Below are 23450 nucleotides of genomic sequence, written 5' to 3'. Positions count from 1 at the left end.
CTGACAGGAACGCGCCTGAGCACCTTGATGTTAGTCAACTGAAGGGCAAGCTTGACCGGTTGGCAAGGTAAGCCTGCGTGACCGGCGGTTGTGCATTATTTAGCGCAGGCCAAGCACCGCCGCCCATTGCTCGGCTGTCACCGGCATCACCGACAGTCGCGAGCCTTTCTGCACCAATGGCATTTCGGCCAGCGCCGTTTGCTGTTTCAGATAGTCGAGCTTCAGCACCTTGGAAAACGTTTCGATGTGAGCGACATCGATCGCGCTCCAGGCGTTTTTCTCGGCAGTGGCCTTCGGATCGAAGTAATGACTCTCGGGCTCCAGCGCCGTCGGGTCCGGATACGCTGCCTCGACGATCTTTCCGACCCCGGCAATCCCCGGCTCAGGGCAGCTGGAGTGATAGAAGAAAAACTCGTCGCCCACTGCCATGGCCCGCAAAAAGTTGCGCGCCTGGTAATTGCGAACCCCGTCCCAGCGCGCTCGGCCAAGCTTCTCCAGGTCTTTGATGGAGAGTTCGTCGGGCTCGGATTTCATCAGCCAATAAGCCATGTTTTTGCTCCTTGCGAGGTGGGTGGGCAAGTGGTCAGGCAATTTTATGACAAACCGACAGTCGGTTGACGCCAGCGTTTGCGTGTCGGTTCACGTTGTCGCAAAATGCCGGCCTTCTTAGCTTGACGCTGCTGCACGGCCTACACCTACAACGGAAACCGCTGCTGTCATCGTGTTGATGTGCCTTTGGGGGGCAGTCGATGAAACGCAAACCGGATTTACTATGGATTTTGGTTATTTTATTCGGCCTTGGTGTCGTGACCACCGGCTATGCCCAAAGCCTGTGGAACAACAAACCCGATGCTCCCGTCGAGATCGCGCAGCAACAGCCGTCGGCGTTCAAGCGCTGAACCTGTCGCCTGGACGCCGCTGAGATCAGTGGCGTCTAGCCCGCGAAATACCACGCCTTGTCAGTGACCGTGCCCTGCAACGGTACATCCCAGCTCGCCTGAGCCAATCGTTGAACCTTCTGACATTCATGGGCCAAGCCCAGCAGCGTCGGCTTGCGCCAGTTTTTTCGGCGCGCCAGGTACGCCAGGCTTCGGTCGTAGAAGCCGCCGCCCATCCCCAGGCGTCCGCCGACATCGTCAAACCCCACCAATGGCAGCAACACCAGATCCAGCGCCCAGACTTTGCGTTGCCGGGCGATATTGGCCCGTGGTTCTGGAATACGGAAACGGTTGGGTTTGAGCTTTTCGCCGGGGCGAATCCGCTGGAACACCATTTTGGTTCGCGGCCAGGCGCTGAGTACCGGCAGGTACGTCGCCTTGCCCCGACGTTGCGCGGCACGCATCAGCAGGCGCGGGTCGATTTCACCGTCGGTGGGCAGGTACAGGGAGATGTGTTTTGCGCGGCGAAACAGCGGGTGCTGGGCCAATTGCTTATACAGCCCGCGAGCGGCTTCGCGTTGCTGACAGGGGGTCAGTGCGCGGCGGGCCTTGCGCAGCATGCGTCGAAGTTGCGGTCGGGGCAGCAGCGCAGGTTCGGTCATGGATTCAGGCTTCAGAAAGTGCGAGTACTAAAAGCGTACCCGTAAACATGCCGATGCCGGTATGAAAACCGGCATCGGATTGAAATCAGGCTCCCCGGATGAACCGCTGCTGACTTAGCCCTTGAACCCGAAAGTTCAAGGTGGAAGATGCAGTAGGCTTTAAGGCTTTCCGTCTAGCGGACATGCACACCAGCCCAACGTGCAACCTCCAGGGTAGTGCGAATCGGCTCAGGGACGTGGTCAACTGGCAAGCACCCCAGGGAGTGATGCGAGTATAACTCAAGCGGCCTGGCGAATCAGCCCTTGGTGACATCCGGATCGGTCGACAGCGCCAGATCGACGCGGTCCAGCAGGTCGCGAACCTGTTCGCGGGTCGAACCGCTGGCCTGCACATCCGGACGTTCTTCCTTGTGCAGAAGGTCGTGCGTGATGTTCAGCGCAGCCATCACGGCAATGCGGTCGGCGCCGATGACTTTGCCGCTGCTGCGGATTTCGCGCATCTTGCCGTCCAGGTAGCGGGCGGCGCTGATCAAGTTGCTGCGCTCTTCCTGGGGGCAGATGATCGAATATTCTTTATCGAGGATCTGCACGGTAACGCTATTGCTTGAACTCATGAGTCTTGCTCCAGGGCCTTGAGGCGCGAAATCATCGATTCGACCTTACGCCGGGCGATTTCATTTTTTTCAATGAGGTGCGCGCGTTCCTCGCGCCAGGTCTTTTCTTGAGCTAGTAAGAGTGCGTTTTGACTCTTTAGTTGCTCGACTCGGGTAATCAGCAGCTCGAGTCTGGCCATCAGCGCTTGCAGGTCGGTGTCTTCCATTGTGTCCACGTGTTCGTCTGATGGGAGGTAGCTGGCGGACAGCCTTTAATAGTCTTGGCGAGTCTGTCGATGTAGGATACAAGGCCTTCATTCTAGACATAGCGCCGTCTGGCGCCTAGCTACCCATGCCCATTCAGAATTCTCCGTACCAAGCCTTCGCCACCCTGCTGAGTACCAGCGGCCATCCCGTCTCGCCTGCCGAGTTGCACGGCCTGCTGCTCGGCCGTAGCTGCGCCGGTGCCGGTTTCGATGCCGACAGCTGGCTGGCAGACGCCGCCGAGCTGCTCGAAGGCGAGCCGCAAGACAACGTTCGCAACGCCTTGATCGGCCTGCAAGAGATGGTCAAGGGCGAGCTTACCAGCGACGACATGACCGTTGTTCTGCTGCTGCCGAGCGACGACGCGCCGCTCACCGAGCGTGCAGCCGCGCTGGGCCAGTGGTGCCAGGGCTTCCTCACTGGCTTCGGCCTGACCCGTCGCGAATATGCCCTCAGCGCTGAAGCGACTGAAGTGCTGCAGGATCTGGCCGCCATTTCTCAGGTGCAAGACGCCCTGGAAGAGTCCGACGACGGCGAAAGCGACTACATGGAAGTCATGGAGTACCTGCGCGTCGCACCGTTGCTGCTGTTCACTGAAACCAAGAAAACCGACGAAGCAGCCGCCAAACCGTCGTTGCATTAATCGCGAGCCAGGAAAAGCCATCTGCCCATGATTCATATCCCGAAATCGGAATACAGCCGTCGCCGCAAGGCCCTGATGGCGCAGATGGAACCCAACAGCATCGCCATCCTGCCCGCCGCCGCGGTTGCCATTCGCAACCGTGACGTCGAGCACGTTTACCGTCAGGACAGCGACTTCCAGTACCTCAGCGGCTTTCCCGAGCCTCAGGCCGTTATCGTTTTGATTCCCGGTCGCGAACATGGCGAGTACATCCTGTTCTGCCGTGAACGCAATGCCGAGCGTGAGCTGTGGGACGGCCTGCGCGCCGGCCAGGAAGGCGCGATCCGCGACTTCGGCGCCGACGACGCTTTTCCCATCACCGACATCGACGACATCCTGCCGGGCCTGATCGAAGGCCGCGACCGGGTGTATTCGGCCATGGGCAGCAACCCGGAATTCGATCGACATCTGATGGACTGGATCAACGTGATCCGCTCCAAGGCGAATCTCGGTGCCCAGCCGCCGAACGAATTCGTTGCCCTGGATCATCTGCTGCACGACATGCGCCTGTATAAATCGGCGGCAGAAGTGAAGGTGATGCGCGAAGCCGCGCGGATTTCCGCCCAGGCGCATATCCGGGCGATGCAGGCCAGCCGTGCCGGTTTGCATGAGTTCAGCCTCGAAGCCGAGCTCGATTACGAGTTCCGCAAGGGCGGGGCGAAGATGCCGGCCTATGGTTCGATCGTCGCCGCCGGGCGCAACAGCTGCATCCTGCATTATCAGCAGAATGACGCGGTGCTCAAAGACGGCGATCTGGTGCTGATCGACGCCGGTTGCGAGATCGACTGCTATGCCAGCGACATCACCCGCACCTGGCCGGTCAACGGCAAGTATTCACCGGAACAGAAGGCGATCTACGAGCTGGTGCTGGCTTCCCAGGAAGCGGCGTTTGCCGAAATCGCACCGAACAAACACTGGAATCAGGCGCACGAAGCCACGGTTCGAGTCATTACCACGGGCCTTGTGAAGTTGGGCCTGTTGCAGGGCGAAGTCGATGAACTGATCGCCAGCGAAGCCTATAAGGCGTTTTACATGCACCGCGCCGGCCACTGGCTGGGCATGGATGTGCATGATGTCGGCGAGTACAAGGTCGGCGGCGAATGGCGCGTGCTGGAAGTCGGCATGGCGCTGACGGTCGAACCGGGCATCTACATTGCCCCGGACAACCAGAACGTAGCGAAGAAATGGCGCGGCATTGGCGTGCGCATCGAGGACGACGTGGTAGTCACCAAAACCGGTTGTGAAATCCTGACGAGCGGCGTGCCGAAAACGGTCGCCGAGATCGAGGCCTTGATGGCCGCCGCACGGACACAAGCGGCATGAGTCGAGTCAATCTGGCAATCATCGGCGGTGGCCTGGTTGGCGCCAGCCTTGCGTTGGCGTTGCAGGCCGGGGCCAAGGCCCGTGGCTGGAAGATCGTGCTGATCGAACCCTTTGCCCCTGGCGATACGTACCAACCGAGCTATGACGCTCGCTCTTCGGCGTTGTCGTTCGGCGCCCGGCAGATTTATCAACGGCTGGGCGTGTGGCAGGAAATCTCCCGCCGCGCCGAGCCGATCAAGCAGATTCATGTCTCCGACCGTGGGCGTTTTTCCACGGCGCGGTTGTCGGCGATGGAAGAGGGCGTTCCAGCACTGGGTTATGTGGTGGAAAACGCCTGGCTCGGCCAATGCCTCTGGCACAGTCTGGACAAGGACGTGATCAGTTGGCGTTGCCCGGCGGAAGTCACCGCCATGGAACCGCTGACCGACGGCTATCGCCTGACGCTCAACGATGAAACCCTGGTGGAATGCGACCTCGCGGTGTTGGCCGATGGCGGCCGTTCGGGCCTGCGTGAACAGCTGGGGATCGGCATCAAGAAGCGCCCGTACAACCAGAGCGCGCTGATCGCCAACATCACTCCGAGCGAAGCGCACAACGGCATGGCCTTCGAACGCTTCACTGACGACGGCCCAATGGCTTTGTTGCCGCTGCCGGAAAACCGCTGCGCCCTGGTCTGGACCCGTCTGGGCATGGACGCGCAACGGCTGGCGGCCCTTGATGACCGCAGCTTTCTCAGCGAGTTGCAGGGCGTGTTCGGTTATCGCCTCGGCACGCTGAAACAGGTTGGCGCCCGCAATTTGTATCCGTTGTCGCTGATCGAAGCCGAGGAACAAGTCCGCCCGCATCTGGCGATCCTCGGCAACGCCGCGCATAGCCTGCACCCGATTGCCGGACAAGGCTTCAATCTGTCCCTGCGCGATGCCCAGGCCTTGGCCGACACCTTGCTGAGCAGCGAGACCGCGCTCGGCGATTTCACCACGTTGCAGGCTTATCGCGAGCGTCAGCGGATGGATCAGAATCTGACCGTGGGCTTCTCCGATCAGGTCACCCGGTTGTTCGGCAGCACCCAGCCGCTGGTTTCCCTGGGGCGCAACATCGGCTTGCTCGGTCTCGATCTGCTGCCGCCGGCCAAGCGCTGGTTCGCCCGGCAGGCCATGGGCCTGGGTACGCGTCCCGATGTTTAAGCGGGCGCACTTGCACGTCAATATTCATGACGACGCGAGCACTTCGGTGACGCGCGTCGAGAAAACCCTTTATCTGCGGCTCAAGTCGCAAGCGAGACAGGCCTAAAGCATGGAAATGCGCGCAGATCTGCTGATTGTCGGGGCCGGAATGGTCGGCAGTGCCCTGGCGCTGGCGTTACAAAACAGCGGGCTTGAAGTCCTGCTGCTGGACGGCAGCCCTTTGAGCGTCAAACCCTTCGATGGCCAAGCGCCGTTCGAGCCGCGGGTAAGCGCCCTGTCGGCGGCCAGCCAGCGAATACTCGAACGCCTGGGTGTGTGGGGCGGCATCGCCAACCGGCGCAGCAGTCCTTACACCGATATGCACGTCTGGGACGGCAGCGGCACCGGGAAAATCCATTTCTCGGCGACCAGCGTACATGCCGACGTGCTGGGGCATATCGTCGAGAACCGCGTGGTTCAAGATGCCTTGCTCGATCGGCTGCACGACTGTGACCTCGGGATGCTGGCCAATGCGCGTCTGGAGCAGATGCGCCGCTCCGGTGATGATTGGCTGCTGACCCTGGCCGATGGCCGCACCTTGCGGGCACCGTTGGTGATCGCGGCGGATGGCGCCAACTCGGCGGTGCGGCGCCTGACCGGCGTTGCGACCCGCGAATGGGATTACATGCACCACGCGATCGTCACCAGTGTGCGCTGTTCCAAACCGCATCAAATGACCGCGTGGCAGCGTTTCACCGACAACGGCCCGCTGGCGTTTCTGCCGCTGGAACGGGACGGTCAGCAGGATTGGTGCTCGATTGTCTGGTCGACCACGCCGAGCGAAGCCGAACGCCTCATGGCGTTGGACGACGAAAGCTTCTGCAAGGAGCTGGAGCGGGCCTTCGAAGGCTGCCTCGGCACGGTGCTCAGTGCCGACCCGCGTCTGTGCGTGCCGCTGCGTCAGCGTCATGCCAAGCGTTACGTGGCAGAAGGTCTGGCGCTGATCGGCGACGCGGCCCACACCATCCATCCGCTGGCCGGACAGGGCGTGAACCTCGGTTTCCTCGATGCGGCAGTGCTGGCCGAAGTACTGCTGCAAGCGGTCGCGCGCGGTGAGCGGTTGGCGGATGTGAAGGTGCTCAGTCGCTACGAGCGTCGGCGCATGCCCCACAACCTGGCGTTGATGGCGGCGATGGAAGGCTTCGAACGGCTGTTCCAGGCCGATCCGTTGCCGGTGCGCTGGTTGCGCAATACCGGGTTGAAGATGGTCGACCAGATGCCCGAGGCCAAGGCGTTGTTCGTGCGCGAAGCGCTTGGGTTGATTGGGGATTTGCCAGCGTTGGCCAAGGCCTGAAGCCCCTCGCCACATTGTCATTCATTCGATTGTGCAACATCTGGTAACTCCTCCACCCAGTGTTCGATTGAGAAGCGAAATGTGAGTCCTTATCATTTGGGCTCACTTCCCCATTTCGAGAGACCGCTTCCATGTTGGCACCCAAGCGTCTACTGACCGCACTGGCCCTGACCCTGATAGGCAGCACCGCCGCCCAGGCTGCCGACGCGGTGGTGGTTTACTCCTCGCGTATCGATGAGCTGATCAAACCGGTCTTCGATGCCTACACCCAGAAAACCGGCGTACAGGTGAAGTTCATCACCGACAAGGAAGCGCCGCTGATGCAGCGGATCAAGGCCGAGGGCGAAAACGCCACTGCCGACCTGCTGCTGACCGTCGATGCCGGCAACCTTTGGCAGGCCGAGCAGATGGGCATCCTCCAGCCGTTCACCTCCAAGGTGATCGACGCCAACATCCCGCTGCAATACCGCGCATCCTCCCATGCCTGGACCGGCCTGAGCCTGCGGGCGCGAACCATCGCCTACTCCACCGACCGGGTGAAACCCGGTGAGCTGACCACCTACGAGGCGCTGGCCGATAAACAGTGGGAAGGCCGCCTGTGCCTGCGCACGGCGAAGAAGGTCTACAACCAGTCCCTGACCGCCACCATGATCGAAGTCCATGGCGCCGAGAAAACCGAGAAAATCCTCAAAGGCTGGGTCAACAACCTGTCCACCGACGTGTTCTCCGACGACATCGCCGTGCTGGAAGCGATCAATGCCGGTCAGTGCGACGTCGGCATCGTCAACACCTACTACTATGGCCGTCTGCACAAGCAGAAGCCGGACCTGCCGGTGAAACTGTTCTGGCCGAATCAGGGCGACCGTGGCGTGCACGTCAACCTGTCGGGTATCGGCCTGACCAAACATGCACCGCACCCGGAAGCCGCCAAGGCGCTGGTGGAGTGGATGACCACACCTGAAGCGCAGAAGATTTTCGCTGACGTGAACCAGGAGTTCCCGGCCAACCCTGCCGTTCAGCCTTCGGCTGAAGTCGCGAGCTGGGGCAAGTTCGTGGCCGATACCTTGCCAGTGGAAATCGCCGGCAAGCGTCAGGCTGAAGCGATTCGGATGATGGATCGGGTCGGCTGGAACTGAGTCTGTCGATATACTGCGCCACCGAATGAAGTGGCGGCGTCCCTGCCGGCCTGATCGTTCCAACGTTCTGCGTGGGGATGCATCCACCGACGCTCTGCGTCGAGGCGTGACGCAGAGCATCACAAGATGTGTGCCCACGCAGAGCGTGGGCACAATCATTTAAACGAGAACTGTCCTTGGCCCACCCCGCCCAACGCCGCTGGTACCCCCTGGTCTTCGCCATCGCTGCGCTGGTCCTGCTGCCCCTGAGCGTCCTGCTTCTTTCCTGGCAAACCATCGATCAGCAGATCTGGTCCCACCTGTGGGGTACGCAGATGCCGCGGCTGCTGGGCAATACCCTCACGCTGGTCGTCGGCGTTGGCATCGGCGTGACGCTGTTGGGCGTCAGCCTCGCCTGGCTCACCAGCCTCTGTGAGTTCCCGGGGCGGCGGTGGCTGGACTGGGCGTTGATGCTGCCGTTCGCGATTCCTGCCTACGTGCTGGCCTTTGTCTTTGTAGGCCTGCTGGATTTCGCCGGGCCGGTGCAAACCCTGTTGCGCGAATGGTTCGGCAGTGGTCTGAGGCTGCCGCGAGTGCGTTCCACCGGCGGCGTGATTCTGGTGCTGGTGCTGGTTTTCTATCCCTACGTTTACCTGTTGGCGCGCACTGCATTTCTGGCTCAGGGCAAAGGCCTGATGGAAGCGGCGCGAGTCCTTGGGCAATCCCCGTGGCAGGCGTTCTGGCGAGTGGCGTTGCCCATGGCGCGTCCGGCGATCGGCGCGGGGGTGGCGTTGGCGCTGATGGAAACCCTGGCGGATTTCGGTGCGGTGTCGGTGTTCAACTTCGATACGTTCACCACCGCCATCTACAAGACTTGGTACGGCTTTTTCAGTCTCCCCACCGCCGCGCAACTGGCCAGCCTGTTGCTGTTGGTGGTGATGGTCGTGTTGTATGGCGAGCGTCGCGCCCGGGGAGCCAACCGGGCGGGCAACGAACGGCCGCGGGTCAAGGCGCTGTATCACCTGCATGGGGTCAAGGCGCTGGCGGCGATGAGCTGGTGTGGTCTGGTGTTCGCCTGCGCCTTCGTCATTCCCGTGCTGCAACTGCTTGTGTGGTTCTGGCAACGCGGGCGCTTCGATCTGGACGAACGTTATGCCGGGTTGATCGTGCATACCCTATACCTGGGCGGCATGGCGGCGTTGATCACCGTCAGCGTCGCGCTGCTGCTGGCGTTTGCCCGTCGATTGGCACCGACCCGGGTGATCCGTTCCGGCATCAGCCTGGCCAACCTCGGCTACGCACTGCCAGGCTCGGTATTGGCGGTGTCGATCATGCTGGCGTTCAGTTATCTGGATCGCGAACTGGTGATTCCGCTGTCGGGCTGGCTTGGCGGCGCGGGCAAACCGTTGCTGCTGGGCAGTCTGTCGGCGTTGTTGCTGGCCTATCTGGTGCGATTCATCGCCGTGGCTTACGGGCCGCTGGAAAGCAGCCTGGCGCGAATACGGCCCTCTTTGCCCGAAGCGGCACGTAGCCTTGGCGTCAGTGGGCCACGACTGTTTTTCAAAGTGTATCTGCCGCTGCTGCTTCCGGGCACGTTGAGCGCTGCGTTGCTGGTGTTCGTCGACGTGCTCAAGGAAATGCCCGCGACCCTGCTGATGCGCCCGTTTGGCTGGGACACGCTGGCAGTACGGATCTTTGAAATGACCAGCGAAGGCGAATGGGCGAGGGCCTCGTTGCCGGCACTGACCCTGGTTCTGGTCGGGCTGTTGCCGGTCATCGGATTAATCAGAAGGTCGGCGCATCGAAACGGCTAGGTGTCAGTCCTACACCTTGCGGCTACAATGCGCGGCATTCGGTGCGGTCCGTCTTTCAGACCGGGTTGCTGAAATCGGCTGAAAGCCTTTATTTCAAGGCATTTCACCCCATACAGCGGCTGTCCGCACCTTCGCCACGCCCGGAAGGAGAAACCCATGGGACAGCGCACGCCTCTGTATGACCTTCATCTCGCCCTCGGCGCGAAGATGGTCGATTTTGGCGGTTGGGATATGCCTCTGCATTACGGCTCGCAGGTCGAGGAACACCATCAGGTGCGCCGCGATTGCGGGGTTTTCGATGTATCCCATATGACCGTGATCGATGTCGACGGCCCCCAGGCCAAGGCCTGGCTGCAATACTTACTGGCCAACGACGTCGAGCGCCTGCACAGCCCCGGCCGTGCCTTGTACAGCGCCATGCTCAACGAGCACGGCGGTATCGTCGACGACATGATCGTCTATCGCCTTGATGACGGATATCGGCTGGTGGTCAACGCCTCCACCCGCAATCAGGACCTGGCCTGGATGCAGGCTCATCTCGGCGACTTCGATGTACAGCTCAACGAGCGCTCTGAGTTGGCGATGCTGGCCATTCAAGGGCCTCACGCCCGGCACAAGATTGCCGAACTGGTGACCCAGTCCCGAGCTACGTTGATCCAGCAACTCAAACATTTCGAAGGTCAGGCCGACGGTGACTGGTTCATCGCCCGCACCGGTTACACCGGTGAGGACGGTCTGGAAATCGTGCTGCCGGCCGATCAGGCGCCGGGGTTTTTCAACGATCTGGTGGGCGCGGGTATTTCCCCGATCGGTCTCGGAGCGCGCGATACCTTGCGGGTCGAAGCCGGCATGAACCTGTACGGTCAGGATATTCATCAAGACGTTTCACCATTGGCTTCCAACATGGCCTGGAGCATTGCCTGGGAACCGGCCACGCGCCAGTTCCTTGGCCGCACCGCCCTGGAGGCCGAGCAGGCCGCTGGCGTGCAGCACAAACTGGTCGGTCTGGTCCTTGAGGAACGTGGCGTTCTGCGGGCTCATCAGGTGGTTCGCATCGCCGATGTTGGCGAAGGGGAGATCACCAGTGGTAGTTTCTCTCCTACGCTTAGCAAGTCGATTGCACTGGCGCGCGTGCCGGCGGCCACCGCTGACCGTGCCGAAGTGGAAATCCGTGGCAAGTGGTACCCGGTTCGAGTGGTCAAGCCGACCTTCGTACGCCATGGCAAAACCTTGATCTAACCTTTTTTGGCGGTCAATGACTGCCGACATTTTTCTTGAGGACACAGAACATGAGCGAAATCCCTGTCGACCTGCGTTTTGCCGAAAGTCACGAATGGGCCCGTCTAGACCATGATGGCGGCGTGAAAGTGGGTATTTCAGACCATGCTCAGGAAGCCTTGGGTGATGTGGTGTTCGTCGAGCTGCCGGAAATCGGCAAAGTGTTCGCTGCCGGTGAGGCTGCGGGTGTCGTCGAGTCGGTCAAGGCTGCGTCGGATATCTACTCACCGGTCTCCGGTACCGTCATTGCGGTCAACGAAGAGTTGGCCAACAGCCCGGAACTGGTCAACAGCGCGCCTTATGACAGCTGGTTCTTCAAACTTGAGCCAAGCGATACCTCTGAGCTGGACAAGCTGCTCGACCCGATGGCCTACAAGGCCGCCATCGGCGAGTAATACCCGCTTTGCAGGAGCTGTCTTCGGCAGCTCCTGCAAAGGCCGGATCAAGTCCGCAAGACGGCTTTCACCGCGGCCACCGAACGCTCGACGTCCGCTTTATCCATGGCCGTAAACATCGGCAGCGAGACGATCAGTCGTCCGACCCGCTCGGCGATCGGGAACATGCCTTCCTTGAACCCGCGTTCGCGGTAAAGACTCAGCAGGTGAATCGGCGGGTAGTGATAGCCGATACCCACTCCCAGTGCCTGCATCTGCTCCATGAAAGTAGCCCGTGCCGGTTTGCCATCCTGGCGTTCCGGGAGCACCAGTTGGAACAAATGCCAATTGCTGTTCTCGAAATCCGCCGGGGGCAGTTGAGCACCGTATTGCGCTTCGAAGTCCTCGCCGAAGCAAGCGAAGTAATGTTTGGCCAGCTCACGACGATGAGCGGTGATCGCTTCGATGTGGGCAAACTGGTCCAGGCCAATGGCTGCCGCGACATCGGTCATGTTGAACTTGCCGCCCAGCACATCAACGTCCAGCCCATCGAAACCGCTGCGGGTGACGCCCTGCAAGCGGTACTTTTCCGCCAGCCGTGCTTCCTCGGCATTATTCAATACCAGGCAACCGCCCTCTGAACAGGTGACGTTCTTGTTCGCCTGGAAACTGAAGGACACGAAATCGCCAGTCGCACCGATTCGCTGGCCGTTCCAGCTCGAACCCAATGCTTGGGCGGCATCTTCCACCACTCGCAAACCATGCTTTTTTGCAATCGCGTAAAGGCGCGTCATGTCCACGGGCAGTCCCGCGAGAAACACAGGGATGATGGCTTTGGTGCGCGGGGTAATCGCTGCTTCAAGCTGCGTCAGGTCTATATTGCGAGTGACTGGGTCGATGTCGGCAAACACCGGCGTGGCGCCAACTTCCAGAATCACGTTGGCGGTGGCCACCCAGGAAATCGGCGTGGTGATCACTTCATCACCCGGTCCGACGCCGGCAATTCGCAATGCGATCTCCATGGTGCAGGTGCCGGAATTGAACGTACGCACCGGGCGCCCGCCGAAGTATTCCGAGAGTTGCGCTTCAAAGGCCTGAACCTTGGGGCCGCTGGTAATCCAGCCCGAGCGCAGCACATCGCCGACAGCGGCAATCGTGGCTTCATCGATGGTGGGTTTGGAGAAGGGCAGGAAAGACAGTTGGCTCATAAATGTGGATACCCGATCAGCGAACGTTTGTAGGCGCCGAGCATAATGATCCGGATTGACCGACAGCGCCACGCCATCCGTGCCGGTATCGACTGCTATGCTGGTTTGACCGAGTTGCATCGACGCTGAGCGCCAGTCATGAGAGAGCCCGTCATGTCCCAGTTGCCGTCCTTGAGCCAGTTACGCGACCCCAATACCTTCCTGCGCCGCCACCTCGGGCCCGATGCCGCCGAGCAGCAGGCGATGCTCGACAGCCTCGGTCTTGGCAGCCGCGTCGAGTTGATCGAGCAGACGGTGCCGCCGGGAATCCGCCTCAACCGACCGCTGGACCTGCCGCCCGCCCTCGATGAGGTAGCCGCACTGGCCAAACTGCGCGGCTACGCCGAGCAGAACCAGGTTTGGACCAGCCTGATCGGCATGGGGTATCACGGCACCCTCACGCCGGCCGTCATCCTGCGCAACGTGCTGGAAAATCCCGGTTGGTACACCGCTTACACGCCTTACCAACCGGAGATTGCCCAAGGCCGGCTCGAAGCGCTGCTGAATTTCCAACAGCTGACCATCGACCTGACCGGTCTGGAACTGGCCAACGCTTCGCTGCTGGATGAAGCCACGGCGGCCGCCGAGGCCATGGCGCTGGCCAAGCGTGTCGCCAAGTCCAGAAGCAATCTGTTCTTCGTCGACGAAAACTGCCACCCGCAGACGATTTCCGTGGTGCAGACCCGGGCCGAAGGGTTCGGTTTCGACCTGATCGTCGACGCTGTGGATAACTTGAAGCAGCATCAAGTGTTCGGCGCGTTGCTGCAATATCCCGACACCCATGGCGAAATTCGTGACCTGCGTCCGCTGATCGATCATCTGCATGCCCAGCAAGCCTTGGCCTGCGTCGCCACCGATCTGCTCAGCCTGTTGTTGCTGACTCCGCCGGGAGAGTTGGGCGCCGATGTGGTGTTCGGTTCATCCCAGCGCTTCGGCGTGCCCATGGGGTACGGCGGCCCGCACGCGGCGTTTTTTGCCAGCCGCGACGAGTACAAACGCGCGATTCCCGGGCGGATCATCGGCGTGTCGAAAGATGCTCGCGGCAATGTCGCCCTGCGCATGGCCCTGCAAACCCGCGAACAACACATTCGCCGGGAGAAGGCCAACTCGAATATCTGCACCGCCCAGGTGCTGCTGGCCAATATCGCCAGTTTCTATGCGGTCTACCATGGCCCGGAAGGGCTCAAAAATATTGCCCAGCGTGTCCATCGGCTGACCTGCATCCTCGCCGCCGGCCTGGAACGCCATGGCGTTACACGTGTGAACCAACAGTTCTTCGACACGCTGACCCTGGAGGTCGGTGGCACTCAGACCGCGATCATCGAAAGTGCCCAGGCGGCGCAGATCAACTTGCGCATTCTCGGTCGCGGGCGGTTGGGCCTGAGCCTCGACGAAACCAGTGACGAAACAACCGTGGCGAAGCTGTTCGATGTGTTTCTCGGTGCCGATCATGGGCTCAACGTCGACGAGCTGGATGCTGAGACCCTGGCGTCCGGCATTCCTGCAGGATTGCAGCGCAGTACGCCTTATCTGCGTCATCCGGTGTTCAACGCCCATCACAGCGAAACCGAAATGCTGCGTTACTTGAAGCAGCTGGAAAACAAAGACCTGGCGCTCAATCAGTCGATGATCCCGCTGGGCTCCTGCACCATGAAGCTCAATGCCACCAGCGAGATGATCCCGATCACCTGGCCGCAGTTCGCCAACCTGCACCCGTTCGTGCCGAAAGAGCAGGTGGTGGGTTATTCCCTGATGATCGAGGAACTGGAACGCTGGCTCTGCGCGATCACCGGTTTCGATGCAATCTGCATGCAGCCCAACTCGGGCGCCCAGGGCGAATACGCCGGGTTGCTGGCGATCCGTAAATATCACGAGAGCCGTCATCAGGGCGCGCGGGATATCTGCCTGATCCCGTCTTCGGCTCACGGCACCAACCCGGCCTCGGCGCAAATGGCCGGGATGAGGGTAGTGATCGTCGAGTGCGACGAGGCGGGTAATGTCGATCTGGAAGACCTGAAAGAAAAGGCCATCGAGGCGGGGGACAAACTCGCCTGCCTGATGGCGACTTATCCTTCGACCCATGGGGTCTACGAGGAAGGCATCAGCGAGATCTGTGAAGTTATCCACCGCCATGGCGGTCAGGTGTACATGGATGGCGCCAACCTCAACGCGCAGGTCGGGTTGGCGCGGCCGGCAGATATCGGTGCCGACGTGTCGCACATGAACCTGCACAAGACTTTCTGTATTCCCCACGGCGGTGGCGGACCGGGGATGGGTCCGATTGGTGTCCGGGCGCACCTGGCGCCGTTTGTCGCCAATCACCCGGTGGTGCCGATCGATGGCCCGCTGCCGGGGAACGGAGCGGTAAGCGCAGCCCCTTGGGGCAGTGCAAGCATTCTGCCGATCAGCTGGATGTACATCGCGATGATGGGGCCGCAACTGGCGGATGCGAGTGAGGTGGCGATCCTCGCCGCGAATTACCTGGCGCAGCATTTGTCCGGGGCGTTTCCGGTGCTCTACACCGGGCGCAACGAGCGAGTGGCCCACGAATGCATCCTCGACTTGCGTCCGCTCAAGGCGCTGACCGGGATCAGCGAAGAAGACGTTGCCAAACGCCTGATGGACTACGGCTTCCACGCGCCGACCATGTCATTCCCGGTGCCGGGGACGTTGATGGTCGAACCGACCGAGAGTGAATCGAAGGCGGAACTGGACCGTTTTATCGATGCGATGCTGAGCATTCGCGCGGAAATCAACGAGGTGCAGAACGGCAACTGGACGGCGGAGGACAACCCGCTGAAGCGTTCGCCGCATACCCTGGCCGACATCACCGGTGTCTGGGAGCGGCCGTACAGCATCGAGCAGGCGGTGACGCCGGATGCTCACACCAAGGCCCATAAGTACTGGCCGGTGGTGAACCGTGTGGACAATGTCTACGGCGATCGCAACCTGTTTTGCGCGTGTGTGCCGGTGGATGAATACCGCTGAAATCACTCGCTCCTACAAATCAGGGGCAAAAAAATGCCGCTCATTTAGAGCGGCATTTTTTGTTCAGCAACGAACCTTACTTCGAGGCGATGGCATTCTTCGCCAGGATGGCGTTCGCCAGTTCCATGTCCGTGGCTTGCAGGCCAGGGTTTTCAGCGCGGACTTTCTGCATGGCAGATTCCAGATAGGGGCCGCGAATGGCGCCGTCACTGGCGACAAAGCTGCCGGCGTCGTCCTGGGCGGCGACGATCAGCTTGTGATCCCTGGAGGTCAGGTAGGACGTACCGGTGGTGGCACCGGAAGTAAGGACGTTACGCAAAAAGCTGTCATCAGCCATCGCCGAACCGACTTGAAGGGACAACACGGCGACGGTAGCGACAGCAAGTTTGAGACGCATAAAAGGTGACTCCACTGGGTTTTAACTGCGGCCTTTGATTGCCAATAACCCAATCGAGTTCCGTGACGTTAGTCGGCCCGCTCCACCAGTAAAATCGCCCCTTGTTGTCCGATCACCCGAACACGGCTGCCAGGCGCGGCATCAGGCCCTCGGGCCATCCACACACCGTCGGCGACCTTGATCTTGCCACGGCCATCGACAATCGCTTCAGTGACCACGAACACCTTGCCGATCAGCTCTTGCCCTCGCAGGTTCAGGTTCGGCTGATCGCTGGCCCGCACCACACTGCGCTGACGTCTCCACCAGTACAGGGCGGTGAGGATCGAAAAAACGGCAAACAACAGCACCTGCCATTCCCAGGGCAAACCCGGTATCAGGAACGTCAGCACGCCGACGGCGGCAGCTGCCATGCCGATCCACAGCAGATAACCGCCGGCACCGAACACCTCGAGGATCAGCAACAGCGTGCCCAGGGCCAGCCAGCTCCAGAACGAAAACAGTTCCATGGGCGGCGACCTCAGCCTTTCTTGCCGTCGAAGGTGGCCTTGACGATTTCGCCGATGCCGCCGACTGCACCAATCATCGAACCGGCTTCGAGCGGCATCAGGATCACTTTGCTGTTGTTGGCCGAGGCCAGTTTGCCCAAGGCATCAATGTACTTCTGTGCGACGAAGTAGTTGACCGCCTGCACGTTACCGCCGGCGATGGCTTCGGACACCACTTTGGTGGCCTGGGCTTCGGCCTGGGCCTGACGTTCCCGGGCCTCGGCTTCGAGGAACGCCGCCTGACGACTGCCCTCGGCTTCGAGAATCTGCGCCTGCTTCTTGCCTTCGGCGGTGAGGATCGCCGAAGCGCGCAAACCTTCGGCTTCCAGAATCTGTGCGCGCTTGATCCGCTCGGCTTTCATCTGGCCGGACATGGCGGCCATCAGGTCGGCGGGAGGGCTGATGTCCTTGATCTCGATCCGGGTGATCTTGATGCCCCACGGCGCAGTGGCTTCGTCGACGGTGCGCAGCAGTTTTTCGTTGATGTTGTCGCGCTGGCTGAGCATCGCGTCCAGCTCCATGGACCCGAGCACGGTGCGGATATTGGTTTGCAGCAAATTGCGCACGGCATGTTCGAGGTTGTTCACCTCGTAGGCGGCCTGGGCAGTATTGACCACCTGGAAGAAGCACACGGCGTCGATCTGCACGGTGGCGTTGTCGGCGGTGATGACTTCCTGGGGCGGAATGTCCAGCACGCTTTCCATCACGTTGATCTTGCGGCCGATGCGGTCCATCACCGGAATGATGATGCTCAGGCCTGGCTTGAGGGTGTTGGTGTAACGGCCGAAGCGTTCGACCGTCCATTCAAACCCTTGGGGCACCACTTTGAAACCCATGAAAAGAATGGCCACGACCAGCGCGACGAAGAGAATCAGTGCAATGCTCATAACGGTCCCTGTCCAGTCTGGATTGAGTTGCGATGACCAGAGTGTAGGGCAAAAGGTTTGAATGCGACTTGGAGAGGCCAAATGCCGGTAAGTCTAGAAATTTGAGTGACGAAAATCCTGTGGGAGCGTGGCTTGCCCGCGAAGAACGATGACGCGTAATACCTGAAAAACGCGGTGTATTCTTCGCGGGCAAGCCACGCTCCCACAGGGGATGTGTCTTAACTTACCGGCATTAGGGGCTGTCTATCTCTGCTCACTCTGCGGTGTCACCCGCAACACCTCTTCAATCGTGGTCAACCCCGCCGCCACTTTCTGCGCCCCCGACAACCGCAAACTGCGCATGCCTTCCTTGAACGCCTGACGGCGGACCGCCAGCAAGTCGGTGTCGGGGTTGATCAGCGCTTTGATGCCATCCGTCAGCAGCATGATTTCGTAAACCCCGGCGCGACCGCGATAGCCGGTTTCGCGGCATTCCAGGCAACCGATGGCGCGCTGGGCATTGGTCGGCAGTGGCGCTTGCCAAGGCCGGGTCAGGGTTTGCCAGTCGTCTTCGCCCAACATTAAGGGGGCCTTGCAGTGAGGGCATAACGTACGCACCAGACGCTGGGCCATGACCCCGAGCACCGTGGCCTTGATCAGGTAATGCGGCACGCCGAGTTCCAGTAGGCGGCTGATGGCGCTGGGGGCATCGTTGGTGTGCAACGTCGACAGCACCAGGTGGCCGGTAAGTGCCGCCTGAATTGCCATCTCCGCGGTTTCGAGGTCGCGGATCTCGCCGATCATGATGATGTCCGGGTCTTGCCGCATCAGCGCGCGCACGCCGGCGGCAAAGGTCAGGTCGATGTTGTGCTGGACCTGCATCTGATTGAACGCCGGCTCGACCATTTCGATCGGGTCTTCGATGGTGCAGAGGTTGACCTCCGGCGTCGCCAGTTTCTTGAGGGTGGTGTACAGCGTGGTGGTCTTGCCCGAACCGGTTGGCCCGGTCACCAGAATGATGCCGTTGGGCTGGCGGATCATGTCTTGCCAGCGGCGCAGGTCCTCGGCGGAGAAGCCCAGTTGGTCGAAATCCTTGAGCAGCACTTCCGGGTCGAAGATCCGCATGACCATCTTCTCGCCGAACGCTGTCGGTAATGTCGACAACCGCAGCTCGACTTCGCCGCCGTCCGGGGTCTTGGTCTTGACCCGGCCGTCCTGGGGTTTGCGCTTTTCCGCGACGTTCATCCGCCCCAGGCTTTTCAGGCGGCTGACGATGGCCATGGTCACTTGCGGCGGAAATTGATAGACGTTGTGCAGCACGCCGTCGATGCGAAAGCGCACCGTGCCTTGCTCGCGCCGGGGCTCGATGTGGATATCGCTGGCCCGTTGCTGAAACGCGTACTGGAACAGCCAATCAACGATGTTGACGATGTGCGCATCGTTGGCGTCCGGCTCCTGGTCGCTGGCGCCGAGGTTGAGCAATTGTTCGAAGTTGCCCAGGTTGCTTGTCTGCTGATCGGCGTTGGTGGCGCCGGTGACCGATTTGGCCAGGCGGAAAAACTCCACGCTGAAGCGCTGGATATCCACCGGGTTGGCCACCACGCGCTTGATCGGCAGTTTCAATACGTGGGTCAGGTCGACTTCCCATCCGCTGACGAAGGGCTGGGCGCTGGCCACGGTGACGGCATCGCGGTCGATGGCCACCGCCAGAATCTTGTGGCGTTGGGCGAAGGCATAGGACATCAGCGGCGTAATGGCGGCGACGTTGATTTTCAGTGGGTCGATGCGCAAGTAAGGCTGGCCGGCCTGCTGGGACAGCCACAGCGTCAGGCTTTCCAGATCGAGGTGTTTACCGGGACGGCTGAGGTCGTCCAGGTGTTGGCTGGCGATAAACTCCAGCGGATGTTGCTGAGCATTGGTGGCGTGACGGCGGCGGGCATTGAGTGCGTGTTCGGCCGAGTCCTGGCTGACAAAGCCCTGGGCGACCAGTTCACGCAGCAAATCGTTAAGGTCCAGCCAGCGGTCCTGAGTGGCAAGTTGAACGGACATGCGGGCTCCTTATGAACAACCGTTCGCAAAGGATAGCTGCGCACCCGCAGACCGTTGGGCCACTACCCGACCAACACGTGTCGGGTTTTTTCAGGGGAGGGGTCAGCCCGCTGCCTGCGCCGGCTCCTGCCACGCCGAATCGGCCGATTGCAGATTCACCGAGCAGACGCTGATCAGGTTACGCAGTTTTTCCGCGATCACCTGGGCTCGGTGCCAGCTCAGGCCGTCCATGACGATGTCGATCGACAGCAGATCGTCCAGGCGCTGCACGTTGACCTGCTGCGGCGTCAGAAACTGCAAGGCGAACAGATTGAGCGCGCGGCACAGCAGATCCGGCTCGGCCTCGGCCAGCAGTTGGTATTGAACGCGGCAGTGGGCGTTGCTGACGTTCCAGACATCGGCGCGGGCGGGCGCGGTGTTCACGGCTTCGAGGGGCGGCATGGTCGGGCTCCAAAATCATTGGAGGAATTTTTACATTCGGTGTGGGGTATTTCTTATCTATGATTGGGCTTATTGACGATTTATCGAATAGATCAATTCAATATCATATTAATTTCAGGTTTTTCTATGCATAGCGAGCTGGATGGCTACGACCGCAAGATTCTCGCGTTGCTGCAAGAGGACGCTTCGCTCTCCAGCGCGCAGATCGCCGAACAGGTGGGGCTCTCGCAGTCGCCCTGCTGGCGGCGGATTCAGCGGATGAAGGAGGAAGGGATCATTCGCGGTCAGGTGACGTTGCTTGACCGCAAGAAAATCGGCCTCAACACGCAAATCTTCGCCGAGATCAAACTCAACGCCCACGGGCGCTCGAACTTCACTGAGTTCACCGAAGCGATTCGCGGTTTCCCCGAAGTGCTGGAATGTTATGTGCTGATGGGATCGGTGGATTTCTTGTTGCGGATCGTCACGGCAGACATCGAGGCTTATGAGCGTTTCTTCTTCGAGAAACTGTCGATGGTGCCGGGGATACAGGAGGTCAACTCGATCGTGGCTTTGTCGGAAATCAAATCCACGACGAGTTTGCCGGTGTTGCGTTGATTGTTGCGGTAGAGGTTTTTTGTGGCGAGGGGGCTTGCCCCCGTTGGGTCGCGAAGCGGCCTCAAAAGCTTTGCGACTGCTTCTCAGCCGAACGGGGGCAAGCCCCCTCGCCACAGGGTGTTACATGCGCAATAGCATTTTCCAGGCACGATTCTGATACACCGCAATCGCCTGCTGCTTACGCGCATCCAGCGACTCATCGGTGATCGGCTCGTTAGCCAGCAGGGCAAGCTGTTTCAGCTCACCGTACAGGCGATCCATCTCCGGGATGTCCAGCACGCTACGGGCATGATGCAGCCAGGCCTGGATGCGCTCGATGCGCGGCAGTTGCTCGGCCAGGTCTTCCGGCTGTTGCTGGTAACGCTGTAATTGCAGCGAGTTGGCTTCTTCGCCCAGCAGGCGTGGCAGCCAGCTGCCCAGTTGCGCGGCGCCCTGGCGATTGCCACGGGTGTTGCGATCGGTAGCCCAGGTACGGGCCAGCAACCAGCGCGAAGTGTTCAGCGAGAACAGGCCCCAACGCGGGTCTTCCAGCTCTTCGAGGAACTGCTCCGGCGCGGCTTTGCGCACGTCTTCGTCGTCCAGGCCGGCTTGTACCAGCGGGCGCCAGTCTTCCAGCAAGGCATCCAGCGCGGCCCGCAGATCGTGAGTCGACTGACGTGGCGCGGCTTGACCGAGGCTGCTGATCAGCGCGCGCATTTCAGCGAGGTTTTCGACCCAGTCCTGTAGCAGGCGCCAGTGGCCATTGAAGCGATACTGCTCGGCCAGGCGCTGGCTGCTGCCCAGCAAATGCCAGCACAGGGCGGCGAATGCATCGTCCAGTGGCATTTCGGCGGTGATCTGCGGCGCCGGCAAGCTCAGCGAGTAGCTGTTGGCGTCGAACAGGCGATAACCGCGCTCGGCCTTGCTGATGTCGCATGGCATCAGCGGCAGGGTCGCGGCCAGTTCGGCGGCCAGTTCCAGCAGCGCGGCCGGCTCGCCTTCGCGCAGTTCCAGTTCCAGCTCGCAGATTTCTTCTTTCTGCTTGCCGACCACCACGTGGCCCAGGTCCAGCGCGGCTTCGATGACCACTTTGGTCTTGCCACGGCCCCAGGCGATTTCCGCGCGTTCACGCACGAAATCGGTGGTGAAGATGGCTTTCAGGGTTTTCTTGTCCAGTTCGGCCAACTGCTCGGGCCAGCATTCGCCGTCGAGTTTTTTCACGTCGAGTTTGGCTTTGGGCAGGTGCCAGTCGTACTCGTGACGTTCGGACAGACCGGCGACGCTCTGGCCACGGGTCTTGAGGGTCTGAATCACTTCTTCGCCATCGCGGCGCAGGCGCAGGGCAACCTTGGCGCGGGCCAGGTCGCGCTCAGGCGTGTCGAAGTACTGGTTCATCAACTCACGGCGTTCCCAGCCACTTTTGTTGCGTTTTTTCAGTAACGGGTGCTCGCGCAGGGCGGCGAGGGTTTCGCGGCTGACGCGGAGTTTGATTTCGGTTTCTTTCTGCATGGCCGGAAAATCCAGGATCGGGAGCGCAGCCGGGGGAATGTGTGGCTGCCAAGGTCGTGCAGTGTACAGGACTCGTTCATCCTACGCGCCGCGGCGGTTTATTCCTGTCGCCGGATGGCTCTATGATGGACTTCAATTCGGGAGTTGGGAGTCAGCGATGCCTTTGCCGTCCATGAGAGATCAGTTCGCTGCGCTGATCGCCGCGCCGTCTGTCAGCTGTACCCAACCCAGCCTGGATCAAACCAATCGGCCGGTCATCGACTTGTTGGCGACATGGCTCGGGGAGCTGGGTTTTGCCTGCGACATCCAGCAGGTCAGCCCCGGCAAATTCAACCTGCTGGCCAGTTTCGGCACAGGTCCCGGCGGCCTGGTGCTGGCCGGTCATAGCGATACGGTGCCGTACGACGCGGCGTTGTGGCAGACCGACCCGCTGAAACTGACGGAAGTGGACGGCCGTTGGGTCGGCCTGGGCAGTTGCGACATGAAGGGCTTTTTTGCCCTGGCCATCGAAGCCGTCAAACCCTTGCTCGACCAACCATTCAAGCAACCCTTGCTGATTCTTGCGACCTGCGATGAAGAAAGCTCGATGTCGGGTGCGCGTGCCTTGGCCGAAGCCGGGCGACCACTAGGTCGTGCGGCGGTGATTGGCGAGCCGACGGGGTTGAAGCCGATCCGTCTGCACAAAGGCGTGATGATGGAGCGCATCGATATCCTCGGTCAGAGCGGTCACTCCTCGGACCCGAGCCTGGGCCATAGCGCCCTCGAAGCGATGCACGATGCCATCGGCGAACTGCGCGGCTTGCGTCTGGCATGGCAGCGGGAATTTCGTAATCCGCAGTTCAGCGTGCCGCAGCCGACGATGAATTTCGGCTGCATTCACGGTGGCGATAACCCTAACCGTATCTGCGGCCAGTGCTCACTGGAGTTTGACCTGCGTCCGCTGCCGGGCATGGACCCCAGTGCCCTGCGCGCGGCGATTTTGCAGAAACTCAACCCTATTGCCGCACGGCACCAGGTGAAGATCGATTACGCGCCATTGTTCCCCGAAGTGCCGCCATTCGAGCAGGCCGAAGACTCGGAATTGGTGAGGGTCGCCGAAAAGCTCACCGGCCATCGCGCCGAAGCAGTGGCGTTCGGCACAGAAGCGCCTTATCTTCAGCGCCTTGGCTGTGAAACACTGGTCTTGGGCCCCGGCGATATCGCCTGCGCCCACCAACCGGGGGAATACCTCGAAATGTCACGTTTGCAGCCTACCGTGCATCTATTACGTCAACTGATCGAACATTACTGCCTGACGCCGGCGTCGCTCGTATAAATTGCCAGTGTCACTAC

At 60.8% G+C, this 23450-nt stretch carries 23 protein-coding genes and 1 other RNA gene; 12 read left to right on the top strand and 12 right to left on the bottom strand.

Going from position 1 to position 23450, the window contains the following annotated elements:
- Nucleotides 1-99: 99 nt before the first annotated feature.
- On the bottom strand, nt 100-549 hold the full coding sequence (locus JUI81_RS09660) for an EVE domain-containing protein (protein WP_028939123.1): 450 nt from the start codon (nt 547-549) through the stop codon (nt 100-102).
- A gap of 200 nt (nt 550-749) precedes the next feature.
- Here JUI81_RS09660 and JUI81_RS09655 point away from each other — a divergent pair, with 200 nt between their 5' ends.
- Entirely contained in the window at nt 750-899 is a 150-nt protein-coding gene (locus tag JUI81_RS09655) for a hypothetical protein (protein WP_018927582.1), read from the top strand.
- Between the two features lie 35 nt (nt 900-934).
- On the opposite strand, the gene JUI81_RS09650 is transcribed toward JUI81_RS09655, so the two are convergent.
- From JUI81_RS09650 to JUI81_RS09635, 4 genes are all read right to left on the bottom strand, one after another.
- Nucleotides 935-1540 (bottom strand): 5-formyltetrahydrofolate cyclo-ligase, encoded by a 606-nt coding sequence (locus tag JUI81_RS09650; protein WP_028939122.1) that lies wholly within the window; start codon nt 1538-1540, stop codon nt 935-937.
- Nucleotides 1541-1627: 87 nt separating this feature from the next.
- Nucleotides 1628-1806, bottom strand: a non-coding RNA gene (ssrS, locus tag JUI81_RS09645) — 6S RNA.
- A 30-nt stretch (nt 1807-1836) separates the two neighbouring features.
- Nucleotides 1837-2154, bottom strand: a complete 318-nt coding sequence (locus JUI81_RS09640; RefSeq protein WP_018927584.1) for a cell division protein ZapA — start codon at nt 2152-2154, stop codon at nt 1837-1839.
- Nucleotides 2151-2360, bottom strand: a complete 210-nt coding sequence (locus tag JUI81_RS09635; protein ID WP_007940359.1) for a TIGR02449 family protein — start codon at nt 2358-2360, stop codon at nt 2151-2153. Before JUI81_RS09635 ends, JUI81_RS09640 begins: the two co-directional genes overlap by 4 nt.
- 125 nt (nt 2361-2485) lie before the next feature.
- Between JUI81_RS09635 and JUI81_RS09630 the strand changes: the two genes are divergently transcribed.
- The 8 genes from JUI81_RS09630 to gcvH all read left to right on the top strand — a co-directional run bounded on the left by JUI81_RS09630 (nt 2486) and on the right by gcvH (nt 11521).
- Complete coding sequence (locus JUI81_RS09630; protein ID WP_007940361.1) at nt 2486-3040, top strand: YecA family protein; 555 nt, start codon at nt 2486-2488, stop codon at nt 3038-3040.
- Between the two features lie 27 nt (nt 3041-3067).
- Nucleotides 3068-4402, top strand: coding sequence for a Xaa-Pro aminopeptidase (gene pepP, locus JUI81_RS09625; protein WP_018927585.1), 1335 nt, complete (start codon nt 3068-3070; stop codon nt 4400-4402).
- Nucleotides 4399-5586, top strand: a complete 1188-nt coding sequence (ubiH, locus tag JUI81_RS09620; RefSeq protein ID WP_019580538.1) for a 2-octaprenyl-6-methoxyphenyl hydroxylase — start codon at nt 4399-4401, stop codon at nt 5584-5586. Before pepP ends, ubiH begins: the two co-directional genes overlap by 4 nt.
- 115 nt (nt 5587-5701) lie before the next feature.
- The gene (locus JUI81_RS09615; protein ID WP_204124272.1) at nt 5702-6919 is read left to right on the top strand and encodes a 2-octaprenyl-3-methyl-6-methoxy-1,4-benzoquinol hydroxylase; all 1218 of its coding nucleotides are present in this window, start codon (nt 5702-5704) and stop codon (nt 6917-6919) included.
- Between the two features lie 131 nt (nt 6920-7050).
- Nucleotides 7051-8055, top strand: a complete 1005-nt coding sequence (locus JUI81_RS09610) for an extracellular solute-binding protein (protein ID WP_096479394.1) — start codon at nt 7051-7053, stop codon at nt 8053-8055.
- Between the two features lie 176 nt (nt 8056-8231).
- Nucleotides 8232-9848 carry an iron ABC transporter permease gene (locus tag JUI81_RS09605; protein ID WP_204124167.1) on the top strand — a complete coding sequence of 539 codons (1617 nt, stop codon included), beginning with the start codon at nt 8232-8234 and terminating at the stop codon, nt 9846-9848.
- 156 nt (nt 9849-10004) lie between these two features.
- The gene (gene gcvT, locus JUI81_RS09600; protein WP_204124166.1) at nt 10005-11087 is read left to right on the top strand and encodes a glycine cleavage system aminomethyltransferase GcvT; all 1083 of its coding nucleotides are present in this window, start codon (nt 10005-10007) and stop codon (nt 11085-11087) included.
- A 50-nt stretch (nt 11088-11137) separates the two neighbouring features.
- On the top strand, nt 11138-11521 hold the full coding sequence (gcvH, locus tag JUI81_RS09595) for a glycine cleavage system protein GcvH (RefSeq protein WP_018927591.1): 384 nt from the start codon (nt 11138-11140) through the stop codon (nt 11519-11521).
- A 47-nt stretch (nt 11522-11568) separates the two neighbouring features.
- On the opposite strand, the gene JUI81_RS09590 is transcribed toward gcvH, so the two are convergent.
- Complete coding sequence (locus JUI81_RS09590) at nt 11569-12708, bottom strand: DegT/DnrJ/EryC1/StrS aminotransferase family protein (RefSeq protein WP_204124165.1); 1140 nt, start codon at nt 12706-12708, stop codon at nt 11569-11571.
- A gap of 153 nt (nt 12709-12861) precedes the next feature.
- On the opposite strand from JUI81_RS09590, the gene gcvP reads away from it, so the two are divergent.
- Nucleotides 12862-15735 (top strand): aminomethyl-transferring glycine dehydrogenase, encoded by a 2874-nt coding sequence (gcvP, locus tag JUI81_RS09585; protein WP_204124164.1) that lies wholly within the window; start codon nt 12862-12864, stop codon nt 15733-15735.
- A gap of 76 nt (nt 15736-15811) precedes the next feature.
- Here the strand turns inward: gcvP and JUI81_RS09580 are convergent, their stop codons facing one another.
- The 5 genes from JUI81_RS09580 to JUI81_RS09560 form a co-directional block, all read right to left on the bottom strand.
- Nucleotides 15812-16132, bottom strand: coding sequence for a DUF2388 domain-containing protein (locus JUI81_RS09580; protein WP_019580544.1), 321 nt, complete (start codon nt 16130-16132; stop codon nt 15812-15814).
- Between the two features lie 68 nt (nt 16133-16200).
- The gene (locus JUI81_RS09575) at nt 16201-16638 is read right to left on the bottom strand and encodes an NfeD family protein (RefSeq protein ID WP_019580545.1); all 438 of its coding nucleotides are present in this window, start codon (nt 16636-16638) and stop codon (nt 16201-16203) included.
- A gap of 11 nt (nt 16639-16649) precedes the next feature.
- Nucleotides 16650-17564, bottom strand: coding sequence for an SPFH domain-containing protein (locus JUI81_RS09570; protein WP_007940374.1), 915 nt, complete (start codon nt 17562-17564; stop codon nt 16650-16652).
- A gap of 243 nt (nt 17565-17807) precedes the next feature.
- A complete protein-coding gene (locus tag JUI81_RS09565; RefSeq protein WP_204124163.1) occupies nt 17808-19592 on the bottom strand; it encodes a GspE/PulE family protein in 1785 nt (594 codons plus the stop codon).
- Between the two features lie 102 nt (nt 19593-19694).
- Complete coding sequence (locus JUI81_RS09560) at nt 19695-20033, bottom strand: hypothetical protein (protein WP_019580547.1); 339 nt, start codon at nt 20031-20033, stop codon at nt 19695-19697.
- Nucleotides 20034-20159: 126 nt separating this feature from the next.
- On the opposite strand from JUI81_RS09560, the gene JUI81_RS09555 reads away from it, so the two are divergent.
- Nucleotides 20160-20630, top strand: a complete 471-nt coding sequence (locus tag JUI81_RS09555) for an Lrp/AsnC family transcriptional regulator (RefSeq protein WP_018927598.1) — start codon at nt 20160-20162, stop codon at nt 20628-20630.
- Nucleotides 20631-20750: 120 nt separating this feature from the next.
- Here JUI81_RS09555 and JUI81_RS09550 read toward each other — a convergent pair whose 3' ends face one another.
- Complete coding sequence (locus JUI81_RS09550) at nt 20751-22118, bottom strand: inorganic triphosphatase (protein ID WP_204124162.1); 1368 nt, start codon at nt 22116-22118, stop codon at nt 20751-20753.
- A 157-nt stretch (nt 22119-22275) separates the two neighbouring features.
- Here JUI81_RS09550 and argE point away from each other — a divergent pair, with 157 nt between their 5' ends.
- Nucleotides 22276-23433, top strand: a complete 1158-nt coding sequence (gene argE, locus JUI81_RS09545) for an acetylornithine deacetylase (RefSeq protein WP_019580549.1) — start codon at nt 22276-22278, stop codon at nt 23431-23433.
- Nucleotides 23434-23450: the final 17 nt, after the last annotated feature.

The sequence above is a fragment of the Pseudomonas sp. 008 genome (genome assembly GCF_016861935.1).
In the GTDB taxonomy this organism is placed as follows: Bacteria; Pseudomonadota; Gammaproteobacteria; order Pseudomonadales; family Pseudomonadaceae; genus Aquipseudomonas.
The sequence above is the reverse complement of the archived record's forward strand: the minus strand, read 5'-3'. Positions and strand labels throughout refer to the sequence as shown.